At 34.5% G+C, this 19,375-nt stretch carries 13 protein-coding genes; 5 read left to right on the forward strand and 8 right to left on the reverse strand.

Translation table 11 applies throughout. The annotated features are described in order from the left end of the window. Positions 1-17: 17 nt before the first annotated feature. Positions 18-890, forward strand: coding sequence for an alpha/beta hydrolase (locus G3A46_RS08105; RefSeq protein WP_165148575.1), 873 nt, complete (start codon positions 18-20; stop codon positions 888-890). Here the strand turns inward: G3A46_RS08105 and G3A46_RS08110 are convergent, their stop codons facing one another. Together G3A46_RS08110 and G3A46_RS08115 are read right to left on the reverse strand one after the other, a co-directional pair. Then, positions 891-3,209, reverse strand: a complete 2,319-nt coding sequence (locus G3A46_RS08110; protein WP_165148935.1) for a UvrD-helicase domain-containing protein — start codon at positions 3,207-3,209, stop codon at positions 891-893. A 173-nt stretch (positions 3,210-3,382) separates the two neighbouring features. After that, positions 3,383-4,240: a hypothetical protein gene (locus tag G3A46_RS08115; RefSeq protein ID WP_165148578.1), complete on the reverse strand. Its 858-nt coding sequence runs from the start codon at positions 4,238-4,240 to the stop codon at positions 3,383-3,385. A 131-nt stretch (positions 4,241-4,371) separates the two neighbouring features. On the opposite strand from G3A46_RS08115, the gene G3A46_RS08120 reads away from it, so the two are divergent. After that, positions 4,372-4,896 (forward strand): hypothetical protein, encoded by a 525-nt coding sequence (locus tag G3A46_RS08120; protein WP_165148581.1) that lies wholly within the window; start codon positions 4,372-4,374, stop codon positions 4,894-4,896. Here the strand turns inward: G3A46_RS08120 and G3A46_RS08125 are convergent. From G3A46_RS08125 to G3A46_RS08150, 6 genes are all read right to left on the reverse strand, one after another. Next, positions 4,893-5,525 (reverse strand): response regulator transcription factor, encoded by a 633-nt coding sequence (locus tag G3A46_RS08125; protein ID WP_165148584.1) that lies wholly within the window; start codon positions 5,523-5,525, stop codon positions 4,893-4,895. The two genes, G3A46_RS08120 and G3A46_RS08125, sit on opposite strands and share 4 nt — an antisense overlap. Before the next feature lie 37 nt (positions 5,526-5,562). Further along, complete coding sequence (locus G3A46_RS08130; RefSeq protein WP_241836867.1) at positions 5,563-6,315, reverse strand: sensor histidine kinase; 753 nt, start codon at positions 6,313-6,315, stop codon at positions 5,563-5,565. A gap of 644 nt (positions 6,316-6,959) precedes the next feature. After that, on the reverse strand, positions 6,960-7,628 hold the full coding sequence (locus tag G3A46_RS08135) for a hypothetical protein (RefSeq protein WP_165148587.1): 669 nt from the start codon (positions 7,626-7,628) through the stop codon (positions 6,960-6,962). 181 nt (positions 7,629-7,809) lie between these two features. Next, positions 7,810-8,724, reverse strand: a complete 915-nt coding sequence (locus G3A46_RS08140) for a patatin-like phospholipase family protein (protein ID WP_165148590.1) — start codon at positions 8,722-8,724, stop codon at positions 7,810-7,812. 1 nt (position 8,725) lies between these two features. Further along, the gene (locus tag G3A46_RS08145) at positions 8,726-10,774 is read right to left on the reverse strand and encodes a M1 family metallopeptidase (RefSeq protein ID WP_241836868.1); all 2,049 of its coding nucleotides are present in this window, start codon (positions 10,772-10,774) and stop codon (positions 8,726-8,728) included. 108 nt (positions 10,775-10,882) lie between these two features. Further along, the gene (locus G3A46_RS08150) at positions 10,883-12,454 is read right to left on the reverse strand and encodes a peptide-N-glycosidase F-related protein (protein ID WP_165148596.1); all 1,572 of its coding nucleotides are present in this window, start codon (positions 12,452-12,454) and stop codon (positions 10,883-10,885) included. Positions 12,455-12,639: 185 nt separating this feature from the next. Here G3A46_RS08150 and recG point away from each other — a divergent pair, with 185 nt between their 5' ends. The 3 genes from recG to G3A46_RS08165 all read left to right on the forward strand — a co-directional run bounded on the left by recG (position 12,640) and on the right by G3A46_RS08165 (position 19,204). Further along, positions 12,640-14,757: an ATP-dependent DNA helicase RecG gene (gene recG / locus G3A46_RS08155; RefSeq protein WP_165148599.1), complete on the forward strand. Its 2,118-nt coding sequence runs from the start codon at positions 12,640-12,642 to the stop codon at positions 14,755-14,757. Positions 14,758-15,289: 532 nt separating this feature from the next. Beyond that, entirely contained in the window at positions 15,290-16,354 is a 1,065-nt protein-coding gene (locus G3A46_RS08160; protein ID WP_165148602.1) for a T9SS type A sorting domain-containing protein, read from the forward strand. Between the two features lie 315 nt (positions 16,355-16,669). Beyond that, positions 16,670-19,204, forward strand: coding sequence for a GEVED domain-containing protein (locus G3A46_RS08165; protein WP_165148605.1), 2,535 nt, complete (start codon positions 16,670-16,672; stop codon positions 19,202-19,204). The last annotated feature ends 171 nt before the right edge of the window (positions 19,205-19,375 follow it).

Below are 19,375 nucleotides of genomic sequence, written 5' to 3' on the forward strand. Positions count from 1 at the left end.
ACAACAAACCTAATTTTATGAAAAAGAACTTTTTCTTTTTACTGTTTTCTTTACTTCTACTTGCCATTGTTTCCTGTTCTAAAGACAATGATAACAGCCCTGAACTATCACAAGATGAGCAGGTTTTACTAAATGTATCTTATGGTAGCCATACACAACAAAAATACGATCTTTACCTTCCAGCAAATCGTTCGGAAGATAAAACAAAAGTAATTGTTTTGGTTCACGGTGGCGGTTGGGTTGAAGGAGATAAAGCAGATATGGATTTCTTGATTCCGCAGATAAAGCAACGACATCCAAATCACGCAATAGTAAATATTAATTATGTGTTGGCTGACATCAACACTCCTGCGTTTCCAAATCAGTTTTTAAACATTGATGAAGTAATAAATAAGTTAACATCAGAAAAGGAAGCCTTACAAATCTTACCTGAATTTGCACTTATTGGGGCTAGTGCTGGGGCACATATCTCACTTATGTACGATTATGTTTATGACTCAGATAATCAAGTAAAGATGATTGCGGATATCGTAGGACCAACAGATTTTACAGATGAATTTTACAGTTCGAATCCGAATTTTCCCTTTCTCTTGGCTGCATTAGTAGATGAAACTGCATACCCTCTTGAAACAAATTACTCAGAAGTATTAAGCCCTGCATTACAGGTTTCTAACGCTTCTAGTCCTACGCTATTGTTTTATGGAAATACAGACTCAATTGTACCCTTATCAAACGGTGAAACCTTAAACACTGCATTAAATATTGCAGAAATAGACCATAACTTTACCGTCTATAACGGTGGCCATGGCGATTGGGCACAAAGTGACATTGAAAATATGATTGAACAAATAAGCAGCTACATAAATACTTACCTTAAGGTTTCAGAATAATTAATCTAAAACCTTAAGCTTGGCAAAACGTAAAAGTAGTTTTTTAAGGCCTCCATTATCAAAGTTTATTTCGGCTTTAGTATCGGCACCAACACCTTCAATTTTTAAAATTTTCCCTTTTCCAAAACGAACATGCTCAACCATAGTTCCAATACTTAGGTTTGCATCTTCAGCGCTAAAATTTTTATTTGTATCACTTGTAACAGGCTTTAGCCTACGCAATTTTCGTAATTGTTCTTCTGTAGGACCTGTAGGTGGTTTACCTGCAGTAGGCTTTCTAAGTCGAAGTTTACTATGATCTACCTCATCAAAAATATCTGCATTTAATAGAGGTTTGTATCGATTTTCAGTGATTGGAGTTAAGTATTCCAAATAGCTTTCATCAATTTCTTCTATAAATCTACTTGGTTCTGCATCAATCAATTTCCCCCATCGATAGCGAGATTGTGTATAGGTAAGATAAGCTTGTTTTTCGGCTCTTGTTAGCGCTACGTAAAACAAACGTCGTTCTTCTTCTAGTTCGCTACGAGAATTCATATTCATTCCGCTAGGAAATAAATCCTCTTCCATCCCAACGATATAAACATAAGGGAATTCTAGTCCTTTGGCCAAATGCACCGTCATAAGTGCTACTCGGTCGTCGTCGCCCTTGTCGTTATCTAAATCAGTAGCTAGCGCTACATCTTCCATAAATTCTGAAAGCGAACCTGTAGCATCGGCAATTTCTTTTTGCTCCTCCACAAAATCACGCATACCGTTTAGCAATTCCTCAATATTTTCAATTCGAGCAATTCCTTCTGGTGTACCGTCTTTCTTTAATTCTTGATATAAACCTGTTTTTTTAATTACATGCTCGGTAATAGTGAAAGCATCGTAATTGTGGTTTAAAACTTGGAAGCTCTCAATTAAAGCCACAAAGTCTAACAACTTAGATTTTGTTCCAGAATTAATTTTTAAATCGATTTTATCGATGTTTTTCATCACTTCAAAAATCGAACGATTGTAATGATTTGAAGCAATAATTAAACGATCCATCGTAGTTCCTCCAATTCCTCTAGCAGGATAATTTATTACTCGTTTAAGCGCTTCTTCATCCTTTGGGTTGAGAACCAATCTTAAATACGACAGAACATCTTTAATTTCTTTTCTTTGGTAGAAACTCAATCCGCCATAAATTCTATAAGGAATATCTTTTTTACGGAGAGCATCTTCAATCGCACGGCTCTGAGCGTTTGTTCTATATAAAACTGCAAAATCCCCTTCTTTTAACTGATGGTTCATTTTGTTTTCGAAAATCGAACTTGCAACAAATCGGCCTTCATCACCATCTGTCATCGTTCTATTTACAAGAATTTTATTTCCTTCTACATTATCTGTCCAAACTTCTTTATCTAGACGGGTTTTGTTTTTTTCAATTACACTATTGGCAGCGTTTACTATATTTTTTGTAGAACGATAGTTTTGCTCTAGTCGATATACTTTTACATCGTCATAATCTTTCTGGAAATTCAGAATATTGTTGATGTTCGCGCCACGGAATGCATAAATACTCTGTGCGTCATCCCCTACTACGCAAATGTTTTGGAATTTATCTGAAAGCGCTCTAACAATTAAATACTGGCTGTGGTTTGTATCTTGATACTCATCTACAAGTATGTAGCGGAATCGGTTTTGATATTTAGCCAATACATCTGGAAAGCGGGTTAATAGCTCATTTGTTTTCAGCAATAAATCGTCAAAATCCATTGCTCCTGCTTTAAAGCATTTATCAACGTATGATTTATAAATATCTCCCAATCGAGGCATTTTAGCCATAGCATCAGCCTCCATTAGTTCTGGATTATTGAAATAGGCTTTTACGGTAATCAGACTGTTTTTATAAGAAGAGATGCGTGAGTAAACTTGTTTGTACTTATAGACATCCTTATCCAAACTCATTTCTTTAATCACAGATCGAATCACACTTTGGGAGTCTTGTGTATCATAAATTGTGAAGTTTGAAGGGTAGCCAAGTTTATCAGCTTCAAAACGAAGAATTTTTGCGAATATACTATGGAAAGTCCCCATCCACAGATTTTTAGCTTCACTACTTCCAACAATACTAGAAATACGGCCTTTCATCTCGCGAGCGGCCTTATTGGTAAACGTTAGTGCTAATATATTGAATGGATCCACTCCCTGCGACATCAAATACGCAATTCGAAATGTAAGCACTCGAGTTTTTCCAGATCCAGCACCTGCTATTACAATCATCGCTCCGTCTTTTTGCAGTACTGGCGCACGTTGAGCATCATTAAGTTGTTCTAAATACTTTTCCAAAATTTTGCTTTTTTTCAAAGTGTGAAATTAGCCATTATAAGCTTTTTAAACCCGAAATTATTAGTCAAATTATAAACAAAAATAAGTAACCTCTTGAGGAGGGTACTTAGTTTGTGATTAATAAATATTTCTAGAGAAATACGAGTGTCGCTTTCAGTATTCTTAATTACCTATTATTTTTTAGGTTTTAAAAGAGGTAAAGCTTTCTCTTGCCAATCTCCGTTTGGCAGTTGTTCAACATATTGATATTTGGCAGCTTCAACAAAATAAGTGTTGTACTCATAAGATAGTAGTTCTATTTTTGTTGTTCCAGATTTAAATTCAGTTATGGTTTGATTTTTACCAAATATTCCAACGAAATCAAAATAAGGGTAAGGCAGCGATATATCACCTTCTAATTTATTAAATCCATAAACCTGATAAAAATTAATTGGAATTACATTCGTGATAAAAGTAGACTGCTCACCTTTCATTTTAGTAAACTCCCATTTATACTCTTCTGATATAATCTCCTTTCCATCTATTTTAAAGTATTCATTTAGTACTTTTTTCTTGCCTGTAGGGATCAGCTTTACGTATTGGTCTGAAACTGGATAATTTTCATTTTCATCATAAAACTCAGGATTGGCAACCCATTCAACAAATTGAGCATCTACCATATCATTGCCGTGACCGTCATTTCCAAAGAAGTAATAATTACCATCAGGATCACTTATAACAAAATCTATCATTTCATCTTCTGGCACATATAGCAATTGTCCATTTTCGGGATTATAATATAGCCAAAGTTCATTCGATTCATCTTCATCGGTATATTTATAGATAAAAGCGTGACTAAAGTACAATGTTTCAGATGGATCATATTCTATATGATTTGCTTCTTCAACAAATTCTTGAGTTTCAGAGTTTGAATTCTGCTCTTCTGCTATTGTTTCTTCAGAAGTTACATCTTCAGTTTTACTATTATTTTTCGAATTACAACCTAGCATTAGCCCAATGCAAATTGTAAGAGTTATTAATAGATATCTCATAATATTTGTTTTAACAAGTTTAATCAATATTTATATATTTAAAAAAAGTAAAAACTGAGTCATTTTTATAACATTATATCTCTTGTCAATTTTCATAAAACGATTAAGTTTGTTCTGATTAAAAAAACACTATGAACGAAGCAACTCAAATTATTAGTTATTTTGCCTATTTACTCCCTGCTGCTGTAGTAGGTGTTGTGGCTTATTATTTTTTTAAAGGACATACTGCCAATGAAGAAGGAAGGCGCAGGTATTTAATTCAAAAGGAAGCTCAAAAGCAGGTATTACCACTACGTTTACAAGCTTACGAACGCCTTACTTTGTTTTTAGAGCGTATAGATCTAAATAAGTTGCTTGTACGTGTAAAGCCATTTTCGGATGCTAAGGATGAATATGAGAAGCTATTAGTTCAGAATATTGAGCAAGAATTTGACCATAATTTAACGCAGCAAGTTTACGTAAGTGTTGAATGCTGGAATGTTGTAAAAGCGGCTAAAAACGCTACTATAAACATTATTAGACAAGGAAATATGCACGTGAAGGATGGAGATGTAGATAAAATGAGAGAATATTTACTACAGCAATTTATGGAAGAAGTTTCTCCTTCACAAAAAGCAATGGGATACGTTAAAAAAGAGGTATCTGAACTATTTTAAGGTGTAAATAGATTGTGGTGAATTGCAAAAAGCACAAGTCCTATTCTATTTTTAATTCCTAATTTTCTATACAGAGAATCTCGATACCCTTCTACTGTTTTGTAACTGCAGCACATAATATCTGCAATTTCTCTATAGTTCATTTCGGTACAAGCTAATTTAATAAACTCGAGCTCTCTATCTTTAATTTCAGTTTTCACATCATTTTCGAGTGAACCTGTAAGGATTTTAGAAACGTTATTTGTGTAGTAGCTACCTACTTCAATTACTTTTGTTAGAGCTTCTTCAAGAATTTCTTTTTTGGTGTCTTTTAATAGATATCCACGCGCACCAGCACGCAACATTTTTAATATAGTATATTCATCTTCTTCAATAGAAAGCGCTAGAACTTTTAGATTAGGATATTCCTTATTAATAATTTCTGTGGTTTCAATACCATTCAAAATAGGCATTTTAATATCCATCAAAACTATATCTGGGATATTACTCGGGTCTTTTAGTTTATCTAATAATTCCTGCCCATTTTTACATAAGTAAAGCACATCAAACTTCTCAAACCCCTGAACCATTCCTCCTATGGCTTGAGAAAGCAAATAATGATCATCTACTACTACAACCGAATACTTCATAAATTTTGGAATTAAGAATTACACTTATAAACTTAAATTATGTAAAGTTATAATTTAAATGCAAAGTAGTCCCTTGTTCTCTTTCCGAATTAATGGATAAAGTTGAATTAATAAGTTTAGCACGAGTTTTCATGTTTTTTAGACCGATACCTAAAAACACATCGTTATCATCAAACCCAATACCGTCGTCTTTTGCACAAATTGTCAATTGGTTATCTGTATAATCGAGCGTTACGGTTAAATTAGAAGCCTTAGAATGTTTTATTGTGTTGGAAAAGAATTCTTGTAGTATTCTAAATAAGATAACTTGTATGTTACTTTCTAAAGGAACTACTTCTCCATTTACTTCTAAAGTTGAAGTTATGAATTTCAATCTATTAAATCGTTCTATTTCAAGAGTAATAGCTTCTACTAAACTCAAGCTTTTTAATGCTTCCGGGTTTATTAATTTTGAAAGTGATCTGAGTTCGTTAATTCCTTGGCCAATAGTATCGGAGACCTCTGGTAATAACTCAGGTTTATCTACAGCTAACTGAGATTGTATTTTAGCTAAGGTCATTAGCTGGCCAATGTTGTCGTGTAATTCCCAGCTAATGTTTCTTAATGTTTCTTCTCGCATTTCAATTTGCGACTCAGCTAATTCGCGCTCAAATGACTTTTTTGCTTCTTCTTGTTGTTTAAGTAATTTATTTTTTCTGTTAGAAAACACACTAAAGAGCACAATAACTATGATAACCAAAGTCACAGGTATCGCAATTGCCATTAGTACGATTATCTCTTTTTCATCCATATAAATCCGATAAGAAAAAACAAATACATCACAATAATAAGTGAAAACTGAATGATAAGTAAGATTAAATAAAAATTTGTAAGGTCAAAAAACAATGTTCTCATAATTTTTATAGGAAGATATCCTATATAAAACAAAAACAAGCCGACGCTTACCCAAAATAACAAATCGTTTTTGATTACTAAAACCAATGAAGATTGTAAAACACTTATATAGTATAGAATTATACAGAAGATTAATACTCCTGCACCCACTATATAGGAGGCAATAAAGGAATAATTAAAAATATCTACTAATATTAAATCTCGAATATAAAACACCCAAAATAAAACTATCCCCACCTTTATATACTTCTTAAAACACGCTTCTTCAATAACTTTTAGAAACACATAATGAAATAAGGTGAAGTAAAAAAGGTAATAAATATTAAAGATTATCAAATTCGACGTGCCGATAAAATCTCTGATATACCCCCCTAAAAACTCTGTAATTACCGTAAATAATAAAATTAACGGAAAATATTTTAGAGGGGAATCTTTATAAAGCGGGAAACGAATTAAAGAGATGACAAATACAACCAAGTATAAAGTCAAGAATATATATTCAAGGGGTTTTACTACTGCCTCCACAAAACTTAAATTAAATTAGTTATTGTCTCCAAAGTCGTCGGACCCAAGTATTGGTGGGGGCATTATTGTTCCGTCATTAAGTATTAAACTAGTGGTATTTACTTGAAGTGTAGTAGTATTTGAAGATAAAAAACTAGCTTCATTCACTACTCCATTTTTATCATTATTACCGCCATCCCTTTTTCTGATAGGCACAGCTGTATATTTACCTTCTAATTCTTCTATTGAAAAACCTACGTTTTTTCCATTGTGGTCCATAGTTGGAACAACAAAAATGCTGTTTTGTCTTGGGTATTTTACAGCATCACCGTTTGGATATTTATTGCTATTTGGATAGTTAGACAAGTAAAATCGCAAAGTACTTACGTCCACCTTAGCTCTATTAGCTTCGTGTTCGATAAAAGCTATATATTGTTTAATAGTTGCTAGGTCGAATTCTGCATATCGTGTTGCCCCAAATGATTCTGGTGTAGGTTTAATACTGTCTTCGTATTTTTTTATAATTGAAACTCGTCGTTGAGAATAAGAGTCATACATTTCCTGAGCACGTTCTACAGTAATTATATGTCCTTTAGGGGGTCCTTCATAAGGGGGTTCAGTAGTCGTTGTGCCTTCGTGGCAGCTAAATAATGAGAAGCAAAAAATACAAAATAAGGATAAACGATAATTCAAAATTGATTTCATAATAAATTTGGTTATGGTTATGTAAAAAGATGATTTTAATACGATTAGTGAATATAACTCAATTATATTGATTTATAAACAACTACAATTGCATTAACCATAAAAATTGGGGAATACACTTAAAGATTAGGGGGTTTCCCCCATTGTATTTTGAAATTTGAAAAGTAAGACTCTATATTGCTTAATTGTCTTTAGTACGGAGCTCACTTAATGCTTCATTTTTGTGATGAGCGTACTCATAGCCGTGTTTCCACCAGCTAGCCATTTTGTCTTTTTCAAAGATTAAGGAGTTGGTTGTTAACACTGTTGGCGTATAATAAATATTAATAATCACCCCTTTATTAGCAGCTACAAACTTCCCTATGCGGATGTTTTGTTTTTCAATTCTATCCGCCATAAAAGTGTGCATGTTGGTAAGAAGCGAAAAAACATTCTTTGAAGGTAATCGGTTATAGTAGGTCACCTCGGTTTCAAGAATTATAACATCTATAGTTTTAGCTCCTCGATTTATAGCTTCTTCAATAGGCACCATACTCCCAAAGCCACCATCTGCATATTCACAGCCATTCTTTTTCACAAGACTCATAAAAGGTGTGAAGTTTGACGAAATCCAAATCCAATCTAAAAAATCTTTGTAATCAAAATCGGATATAGACTTATATTCAACCTGATTAAGTGAAAGGTTGGAAACGGTAACAACCACATCTTTAGATGAAGCTTTCAATATGTGAAACTCATCTTCGGTAAAAGTTTTTTCAATGAGTTTACGCAGATTTAAACTTTCTCCAAAAGTTTTCTTTCCTTTTATAAAATTTTTTAAAACCGTGTAATGATCTATAGCTATCTGCTTCCCTCCTAGTTTGTCTTTTTTTATGATAAATGGGCAACTGTTGAAGATGCTATTTTGATTAACAGAAGTAAAAACATCTCTAATTTTATCTACTTTATCTAATGCTAAATGTGAAATTAGTAGGCTACCGGTAGAGGTTCCGACAAAAAGATCGTATTCTTCGTGAAGTTCGTCCATAAGGTATTGTGCAACACCTCCAGCAAATGCTCCTTTACTTCCTCCTCCCGAAATAACTAATGCTCTCATTTTATATCTTTAATGTTTTCAAGTATTCAGCAGCTTCTTTCGAGATATTTGCTTCTATACTTTTTAATTCGTTATTAAACGATTTGCTTTCCACTACAGTTTTCATCAACATTTTAGAAGATTTTGAAAAGCGCCAAGTGGGATGAACACAGGCTTCAGCCAAATTTTCGAGCGTTTCAATATCCCAAAGTTGTAATTCATTAATATATTCAAACGCTTTTTCGCGAATTTCAAAACTATAGACTGTAGCACTATAGCTCTTCAATTCATTTAAATAATCAAGCTTTTCAGAAGTATTATATCCTTCCGTTATTAATGCTAAAGCTAGCCATAATTGCCTTACATTTTTATTCTGAAATCCAATTACGCCTTTCGTTCTATTCAAATATTCTTCTCTTTTGTCTGGAAACTGCATCCATAATTGATATAAAGCAGCCTCTTTGGTTACATAAGAAACATCATTTAAAAGTCCTTCATACTCTTTTTGAAGTTCATTTGGAATTGTTTGTAACGATAGTGCAATTGCTTGTCTTACGTAGATGTTATTGCTTTCAAAAGCTCTTTTATAAAGTTGAACCATTTCCGAAATAGGTTCATCCATCAGCTGATAAACAGCTTCTTGCCCAATAAAATCGTTTGGAAAAGTAAGTGCGGTTCTCAACTGATTTTTTTTCTCTGAAAAAGGCATCACACGTAACGCAGAAACTTCAAAGTACTTTTTTATAAAAGGTGATTTAAGTAAAGCTTGGTACGCATCTTCACTTTGAAAAGCTGTTTGTTGCAGCCAGTGCGATTCGAATGCCGTAATATCAACTTCAGAAACCATTTTCACTTCATTTAAAAAATCTTCGGTAGCTACATTTTTGAATTTATACTTTTCGAGATAGTTTTTTACGGCCAGTTTAAATGGTTCATCCCCTATTCGTTCACGTAAAATATGCAATGCCCACGCACCTTTTTGATAAAAAGTAAGTGAACTTGCCTTAGGGTTTAATAGCGATTCTCCCTTACCTTCATCACTCATTGCTTTTAATTGCTCGGCAGTTTGATACAATTGCCAGTAATAATAATCTTCGCCAAAAACATCTCTTTCTGCTAACAGCGCGTAATAAGTTGCAAAACCTTCCTGCAACCAGTGATGTTTATCTGCCGTTGCGGTAACCAAGTTTCCAAACCACTGATGTGCTAATTCGTGAGCGTTAACGTTTACGTAATTTCTATCGGCAAACCCAATTTCATCAACAATAAATGCTTCTGAAAAAAATGTAGCAGTGGTGTTTTCCATGCCTGCATATAAAAAATCTCGTACGGGAACTTGCTTGTAGTTTTGCCAAGGGTATGACACCCCTATTTCATTTTCAAGAAAGTCGAATATCTGTTTGCTGTATCGATATGTGGGTTCAACTTTTAGTGAGTCGTTCGGTTTATAGTACAATTCAATTGGAACTCCAGAATCTGAAACTAGCTCCATCTTATTGTAATCTCCAATTGCAAAGGCTACTAAATAGCTAGACATTGGCTCTTTCATATCGAACCTCCAGCTATTTCGATTTTCTGAATTATCAATTTCTATTAGTCTCCCATTTGCAATTACAGTTTTGTTTTTAGGAGCTTTAATTTTTAAATCGAATTCAATCTTATCGTTTACATCGTCTATACTGGGCAACCAATGCGAAGTGTATTTCCCTTGACCTTGTGTCCAAATCTCATTCCCAAAAAAATAAAGAGTTTGTTTGGGTTTCATCTCATAATAAAAATCTGCTATGTAAGTATTTCCTTTTTTGAAATTACCAACAAACCAAACTTTCTTCTCATTAGATGCAATTTTGAATTCTTCAGTTACAACTTCATTAATTTGAATATTTACAGCATCCATAAAAATGGAATCTGTTGTTTTTAAAACATTAAACGTCGCAGTAAATTTCCCCGATACTTTCTTGGTAACAACATCTGCTTCAATTAAAGCATCAATCTTCATAAAATCCACAACATCGGTCTGCTGTGCTTGCAACCTAAAGGTAGCTGCAATCACAGAAAATAGTAAAAACAAAAATCTTTGTGAGAAATTGGTGGAGTTAAAATTCAAAAAATAAAGCATAAAAAAAGGTTATTCTTGATATTCAAAAATAACCTTTTTAAAAGTGTGAGAATTAAAATTCTATTCTAAAATAATTCTTTTTACTCCTGTTCCGTAACTATTTTCGAGATTTATGAAATAAACTCCACTCGAAAGACTAGTAACATCAAACGTAAAGTTTTTAAGTTCTGCAAGAGTCTTAAAGTAATACGCTTTTACTGTTTTCCCTTCTATTGTATTTACCGTTAATCTTGTAGTAGATTCTGGGTAAGATGTATTAATTTGAAATACACCTTTAGATGGGTTTGGATAAACACTCACATCGTAAACCTGAGTATTATCTACGACATTGATTCCTAAAGTATTTCCATAAACCATCGGGTGGTTACTCTTATTTATAATATGGGTATCTACGTAGTAATGTGGGTTATATCCATCGTTACAATCTGCACAAGTTTGCCCTGAAACACAGTTTGGATTGTTAGGATGACAATAATCTTGATATGTAGGATGGAAACGGTAATCCAAATCGAAAGAACTACCAATATAAGAAGTTAAATCATAAATATCTGGTGGTGCAATTGCCCCTGGACACCATCCAGCACGAGGATAACTCCAAGTTCCTTGTTGTCCTGTACAGCCATCAGGGTTTGGGTTACAAGCATTCCAAAGGTTTTGTGTAAAAGTTTGTTCTCCGTTTATATCAAAATAGTGCGTAGCATTAAAAAACTCTGCAGCATTAGAAGTATTGTTTCCTCCCCAACCGTGTCCAGTATTAGATACTCTTAAATGTGAAGATTGAACTCCTGCAGGAATTTCTACATTAAAAGTCTCTACAGGTTGTAAGTTTGCAGGATCACCAAAAGGATAGGCATCGTCCCACACCTCTACTACATTGCTGTATGCGTATTGAGGCGTACCTGCAGTATATTCAGCATCTAGAGTAAGTTGCCATCCACCTGTTCCCCAAGTATCGATAAACACACGAATTTCTACTTCACCTTGAAGTAACGACATATAATCTGTAACGTTAAGTTCGTGGTCACATGCTACACGATACGGAGTAATATATCGAATAAGTTGAATCCAATTACCGTCTGGAGCTTTAATATCTATGTAAGCCAATCTATCCCAATCATCACATCCCCCTGGAATATTAGGGCATTCTACTTCTAAAATAGCATTAATATCGTTGTAAGCACCTACAAACTGTGGAAAAGTGTGCGTTCCATAGTACCATCTATCATTTTGTCCTGTAAACTCAATTACTACATCTTCTAAGCTTCTTACCACTTGAGAATTTACTGTATTTGTAACAGTTATATTACGAGTTAAGGTTGTTTCTTCACCTTGAGCAGTTTTTGCCGTCATCACTATTTCGTGATTCCCATAACTATTAGGCTCCCATAAATAGTAATAAAATCCAGTTTCTATTTCAGCAGGAAACTCTTCACCATTTATAGTTAAGCTTACTTCAGTAACGCTATCTGGTTCTTCTACTTCAGCATTCAGATATATTGGGTAAGCTCTTAAGGTAGGCATCTCCAAAGGATAATCCTCCGTAAGCCTCGTAGAAAGCTCCAATGTGGTTTGTGCAAATGCTGAAACCTGCATTGCGATTGCCAAGAGAAATAAAAGGTAGATTTTTTTCATTGATTAATTGGTTTTGAGGGAAGATGAAATACTCAATCATTCTTCCTAGGTTGTTTATGATAATTTCTAGAGTATTTGATTAAATAGATTGTTTAAATTAGCTGAAATATAGCAACAAATATATAATTATAGCTTTCAAAACTTAATTTTAATTTAGTTTTACTCCATAATATCAAGTGAGCTTTATGAATGCAAATTTCTTGCAAACCCCTATAGATTACTTAAAAGGCGTTGGACCTAATCGTGCTACTTTACTTAAAAAAGAGCTAGGGGTTCATACATTTCAGGATTTGCTAAATCTTTTCCCTAATAGATATTTAGACAGAACGCAATACTATAAAATCTCCCAATTACAACAAACTAATGCAGAAGTACAGATTGTTGGGAAAATCACACATATAAAAACAGTAGAGCAAAAACGAGGAAAAAGACTTGTTGCAACTTTTAGAGATGAAACCGGACAAATGGAGTTGGTTTGGTTTAGAGGAGTAAAATGGATTAGAGAGAATTTAAAAATCAATGTTCCTTATGTGATTTTTGGTAAAACGAATTTTTTCAATGGAAGCTTTTCAATGCCACATCCAGAAATGGAATTGCTCGAAATACACGAAAAAAGTATTCGATCTGCCATGCAACCTGTTTATCCTTCTACTGAAAAATTAAGTAATAGTGGCATCACAAATAAGGTGATAAATGGACTGATGCAACAGCTGTTTTTAGAGAGTAAAAATGCCTTCTTTGAAACCCTCTCAACACCCCTTTTAGAACAGCTAAAATTAGTGTCAAAAAAGGACGCACTTTTGAACGTTCATTTCCCAAAAAGTCAGGCCCATTTAGCACGGGCTCAATATCGATTAAAGTTTGAAGAATTATTCTATATTCAACTTCAGTTGGTACGAAAAAACCTTGTACATAAATCTAAAATTAAGGGGTATACTTTTGATAGAATAGGAGAGAATTTTACCACCTTTTTTAACGAACATTTACCCTTCGATTTAACCAATGCTCAGAAGCGAGTTATTAAAGAAATTCGCAACGATTTAGGCAGCAATGCACAAATGAACCGTCTTTTACAAGGAGATGTAGGTTCCGGGAAGACCATAGTTGCGCTAATGTCAATGTTAATAGCACTTGACAATGGTTTTCAAGCATGTTTAATGGCTCCAACTGAAATTTTGTCAGTCCAACACCATCAAGGGTTAGTTGAGATATGCAAAGAACTGAATACCAGTATAGAACTTCTTACGGGTTCAACTAAAACTTCAAAGAGAAGGGAGATTCACGAAAAACTTGAAAATGGAGAAATAGACATCTTAATTGGTACCCATGCGCTACTCGAAGATAAGGTGAAATTCAAAAATTTAGGCCTTGCAATTGTAGATGAACAGCATCGTTTTGGAGTTGAACAGCGAAGCAAATTATGGCACAAAAATGAGTACCCTCCACACATACTTGTGATGACCGCCACCCCTATTCCACGCACCCTTGCAATGAGCGTTTATGGCGACCTAGATATTAGTATAATTGATGAGCTTCCACCCGGTAGAAAAGACATCAAAACTGTACATCGTTTTGACGCAAATAGACTGAAGGTTTTTCACTTTATTAGAGAGGAAATTTCGAAGGGCAGACAGGTGTATATTGTGTACCCTTTAATTCAAGAAAGTGAGAGCATGGATTACAAAGATTTGATGGATGGATATGAAAGTATTTCTCGTGAATTTCCACCTAATGGCCCAGGTCCAAATTATCAAATTTCTATAGTTCATGGGCAGATGAAACCAGCCGATAAAGATTATGAAATGAACCGATTTGTGAAAGGAGAAACTCAAATCATGGTTGCTACAACTGTTATTGAAGTTGGTGTAAACGTTCCAAATGCCAGTGTAATGATTATTGAAAGCGCCGAACGTTTTGGCCTTTCACAGTTACACCAATTAAGAGGTCGTGTAGGCCGAGGTGCCGAACAGAGTTACTGCATATTAATGACAGGCCATAAACTCTCTGCCGACGCTAAGACAAGACTCGAAACTATGGTTCGCACCAGCGATGGTTTTGAAATAGCCGAAGTAGATTTAAAACTTCGCGGCCCAGGAGATATGATGGGAACACAACAAAGTGGCGTATTAAATCTTCGAATCGCAGATATTGTAAAAGATTCCGAAATTTTAAAAATAGCCCGCAGTTACGCTTTACAAACATTGAAAGCAGATCCAAATCTCGCTTCCGACGAAAACAGACCAATTAAAAGCACCTATGCCCAACTAGTGAAGTATCGAAATATTTGGAATTATATTTCTTAGTTAAAACTATCACCCTTCGTCTTAACTGGAATAGGTTTAGCCATTTCTGATAAAATCAGGAGTAAAAAAATTAATAACGACTAGTAAGACCTACTCTATTATACAGTAATAATTAAAATGGTGTTTAATCATTTTCTTTAGTCAACACTATTTTTTATTCAACTCAGTCGTCCTAAAAAGGAATATTGATTCATCATTTCAATCAATATCAAGCAGATTTCACACGATTTTCATCATATTTTTACTCAATTCAGATTCGTATTTCCAACTTCCTCACCTAAATCCTATAACAATAACTTATCAAACAGCAATATGTAAATCACAAAATTTTATTCTGCAAAATTACAATGTTTTGATAATCAAGTGCATACCCTCTTCTAAAAGCTATTATTCAAGAAAATTAATACAAATGAAATATCCTTAAATAATATCTTAAAAAATTACACATTTACTATTTGTTTATGTATTAATTATGAATACATTTAGTACGATTAAACTAAAATCTTAAATAACCCTTTAAAACCCTCTTATTATGAAGAAAATTACTTTTTTAGCACTTTTTTCATTTTGTGCAATCGGTTTGAGCCAAGCTCAAACTGTAGAATTACCTGCTGCCTATTACAACAATAGTGCAACCACAGTTGGTGAAAACGCAGGTGTTGTAAACAATGGCCCGAGAAACACCAATGTTTCAATACCGTTTACTGGAACTTATTATAACAACATGGCCCCTAACGGCTTGTTATATGATAACGGACCTTATTGGAATACCGCTGGTAATCCAAACGCTAGCCTTTTAGAATCTGTTACATTAGGAATGAACACCTTAGGATCTGGCGCTCAGTTTAGCGGCGGAAATAGCGTAGCTGACGACGTAATCTTTCCAGAACCTGTTGAAATTACCTCTATAGAAGTGTTTGCTTACCAAACAGGCTCTAGCGCTCCTTCAATTAATGCTGTTTACTTACAAGTATACGATGGTGACCCAAGCGCTGGTGGTAGTGTAATTTGGGGAGACTTAACCACAAACATTATTGATGAAGCTATTTACTCTGAAGCTAACAGATATTCAGAAACCAATATCGGGGATACATCTAGACAAATTCAAACTGTAATAGCACTTACACCTGGACTTTCTCTTGCTGCTGGAACTTACTGGATTGAATATACTTTTGATGGTACAGGTTCTTCTGGACCTTGGGCTCCACCAATTGCAATTTTAGGTGAAACAACAACTGGAAACGCTATACAATACCAAGCTTCAATTAGCAGCTGGGTAGCTCTTGAAGATAGCGGTACATTTACTCCACAAGGATTACCATTTTTAATTTATGGTGATGTTGTTGCTGGTGTAAACGACAATAAGTTAGCTGGATTTAATTTTTCTCCTAACCCAACTTCAGGTTCTCTATCATTAAAATCTATAAACAATATAGAGTCTGTTTCTATTTTTAACCTATTAGGTCAAAAAGTAAAAGACGTTAAAATAGGTGCTACTACTTCTGATATTAACATCTCAGATTTAAACTCTGGAACTTACATAATGCAAGTAACTGTTGCAGGTCAGATTGGAACTTACAAGGTTATTAAAAATTAATACCAAACTAAATAATCAATCAAGCCACTCATTAAAATGAGTGGCTTTTTTTATTAATCATTCTAATTTTTTTCAATAAAAACTTATTTCTATTTATTTTTTTTTACAAATCCTCAACTACTTCATTTTCAACACCACAAGGTTTTGATTTTAAGACAATTAAAAAGCATCAAAATAAATCGATTTGATAAAAATCGCATAAAGCCTTGCAAATACTCATTCTTCCTTAACAAAATTCCATTTGCATTAACAATATTTTAAGATATATTTGCGATTTTCAAAACAACCCCTAATCTAATAATCGTAAAATTTATCATGAGAAAACTTACACTATTAGCTTTTCTTTCGGTCTGTTCTATTGGCTTCGCCCAAAATAGAGTTCAGAACCAAAGTAAAGTAATCAAAAACACAACAGTAGAGCTACCTGCCGCTTATTACAATAGCACAGTTCCAGCTATAGCTGAAAACAACGGTGCAGTTAGCAGCGATCAAAGAAGTAGCAATATTGCAGTACCATACACAGGAACTCATTACAGTAATCTGTCTCCTAACGACATCTTGTATTATAATGGTCCGTATTGGAATACAGCAGGTAATCCAAACTCCAGTCTTTTAGAGTCTGTTACTCTAGGAATGAACACTTTAGGTTCTTCTGCCAAATTAACTGATGGTACAAGTATTGCCGATGACGTAATATTTGCCGAAGATGTTGAAATTTCATCTATAGATGTATTTGCATACCAAACTGGTTCTACTGCGCCTTCAGTTACTGCCGTATATGTACGCGTGTGGGATGCAGACCCAAGTGCAGGTGGAGCAAACATTGTTTGGGGAGACCTTACAACAAACATCATTGATGTAGCTACTTATGCTGATGCAAACAGAACTACTGAAACCGAACCAAACGACACAAGTAGACAAATTCAAAGAGTAAAAGCTCTTACACCAGGTCTATCACTTTCAGCAGGTACTTACTGGATAGAATATACTTTTGAAGGCTCTGGTTCGTCTGGACCTTGGGCTCCTCCTATTGTAATTTTAGGCGAACCTACTACAGGAAATGCGCTTCAAAACCAAAGTGGTTCTTGGGTATCTATCCTTGATAGTGGTACAAGTACCCCACAAGGTTTTCCTTTCGTAATTTACGGAGACATTGTTGGAGGTGGAAGTTTCCCTGCACCATACTGCGAAGTAAGCAATATCACAGTTGAACCTATCACTTTAGTAGAAGTAGCGACTATTAGCCACAGAAGTAGTGAAGTTGTAGATGGCTCACCATCTCACGAAAACTTTACTGCTATTACAGGTATAATGAAAGAAGAACAAAGCTATTCTATCGCTTTAGAAGGAAACACTAACGGAGACTACCCTAACTCTTTCACAGTATTTATAGACTGGGATCAAGATGGTGTTTTAGATAACGATGATGAACGTTATGAAATTGGTGTTATACAAAATTCAACAGGAACTGACGGAATTCAAGCAACTGGAACAATTACTGTTCCTGCTGGAGTAACTCCTGGCCCTACTAGAATGCGAGTTCATAAGCAATTTGGTTCTGAGTATACTGTAGACTCTTGTACTACTAGTGCTTGGGGGCAAGTTGAAGATTATACAATTAATGTTGACATTTTATCTTTCCCTGATCCATATTGTGGCCCATTAGAATACAATCTAGATATTGAACCAATAACTTTAGTTGAAGTTGCTGGAATTAGCAATAGAACCGATAATACTATAAACGGATCGCCAGGACACGAGGATTTCACTTCAATTGTAGGTGAAATGACAGAAGGCGAAACTTATGTTGTGGCATTAGAAGGTAATACAGGAGGCTACGATAATAGCTTTACAATATTTATTGATTGGAATCAAGATGGAATTTTAGACAATGAAGGAGAGCGTTATGATATTGGAGTTATTTCTGAATCTAATGGAAATGACGGTATTCAAACGGTTGGAAGTATTGCTGTACCTGTAGGAGCTACTGCAGGAAATACTAGAATGAGAGTAATCAAGAGGTTTACAAGCTCGGGATCTGATTATCCAATAGATTCTTGTACTCCTGGTTCTAACTACGGACAAGCTGAAGATTACACAATAAACGTAACAGCAGGTTCTTTCCCAGACCCATACTGTGGTCCAATTGAATACCTATATGCGGTAGAGCCAATTACTTTGGTTGAGGTTGCTGGAATAAGCAATAGAACTGATAATACCGTTGATGGTTCTCCAGGTCACGAAGATTTTACTTCAATTGTAGGTAATATGACAGAAGGAGAAACTTACCCAATCGCCTTAGAAGGACACACAGGTGGATTTATTTCTAGTTTCACTGTATTTATCGATTGGAACCAAGATGGCGTTTTAGACAACGACAGTGAGCGTTACGAAATTGGTGCGATAAGCAATTCAAACGGTAACGATGGACAGCAAGCAACTGGTGACATAGTAGTGCCTATGGGCGTTACAGCAGGTGCAACAAGAATGAGAGTAATCAAAAGATTTACAAGCACTGCAAACGATTATGCTATCGATTCTTGTAATCCAGGCTCTAATTACGGACAAACGGAAGACTATACCATTGAAGTAGGTTTATTAGGCGTTAATGAAAACAGTCTTGTTGGATTTAGCTTCTACCCTAACCCAACATCAGATATGCTTTCACTAAACTCTGCAAACAATATAGAGTCTGTAACTATCTACAATATGTTAGGTCAAAAGGTATTATCCACTAACATAGATGCTACTACTTCAGAGATTAGCCTTGCAGGTTTAAACACTGGAACTTACATCTTAGAAGTTACTGTAAAAGGACAAATTGGAACCTATAGAGTTATTAAAAACTAAGTTTCTATAACATCTTAAATTTAGAGCCACTCAATATTGAGTGGCTCTTTGTTTTTAATATTGTTATGTTTAATTTAAAGGGTAATTTTGAGGAGAATTTCAATTCAATTTTTTCGATTTTTATTGACACTAATCCTCAAATTATAATCATCACAAACCCCTATTTTTTTT

The organism is Aequorivita sp. KMM 9714, assembly GCF_011065475.1.
GTDB lineage: Bacteria > Bacteroidota > Bacteroidia > Flavobacteriales > Flavobacteriaceae > Aequorivita > Aequorivita sinensis.

Bases quoted from the DNA above. Each gene is read 5' to 3' on its own strand.
- G3A46_RS08105 (WP_165148575.1), top strand. From the start codon at position 18: ATGAAAAAGAACTTTTTCTTTTTACTGTTTTCTTTACTTCTACTTGCC.
- G3A46_RS08115 (WP_165148578.1), bottom strand. From the start codon at position 4,240: ATGAGATATCTATTAATAACTCTTACAATTTGCATTGGGCTAATGCTA.
- G3A46_RS08120 (WP_165148581.1), top strand. From the start codon at position 4,372: ATGAACGAAGCAACTCAAATTATTAGTTATTTTGCCTATTTACTCCCT.
- G3A46_RS08125 (WP_165148584.1), bottom strand. From the start codon at position 5,525: ATGAAGTATTCGGTTGTAGTAGTAGATGATCATTATTTGCTTTCTCAA.
- G3A46_RS08130 (WP_241836867.1), bottom strand. From the start codon at position 6,315: ATGGATGAAAAAGAGATAATCGTACTAATGGCAATTGCGATACCTGTG.
- G3A46_RS08135 (WP_165148587.1), bottom strand. From the start codon at position 7,628: ATGAAATCAATTTTGAATTATCGTTTATCCTTATTTTGTATTTTTTGC.
- G3A46_RS08140 (WP_165148590.1), bottom strand. From the start codon at position 8,724: ATGAGAGCATTAGTTATTTCGGGAGGAGGAAGTAAAGGAGCATTTGCT.
- G3A46_RS08150 (WP_165148596.1), bottom strand. From the start codon at position 12,454: ATGAAAAAAATCTACCTTTTATTTCTCTTGGCAATCGCAATGCAGGTT.
- recG (WP_165148599.1), top strand. From the start codon at position 12,640: ATGAATGCAAATTTCTTGCAAACCCCTATAGATTACTTAAAAGGCGTT.
- G3A46_RS08160 (WP_165148602.1), top strand. From the start codon at position 15,290: ATGAAGAAAATTACTTTTTTAGCACTTTTTTCATTTTGTGCAATCGGT.
- G3A46_RS08165 (WP_165148605.1), top strand. From the start codon at position 16,670: ATGAGAAAACTTACACTATTAGCTTTTCTTTCGGTCTGTTCTATTGGC.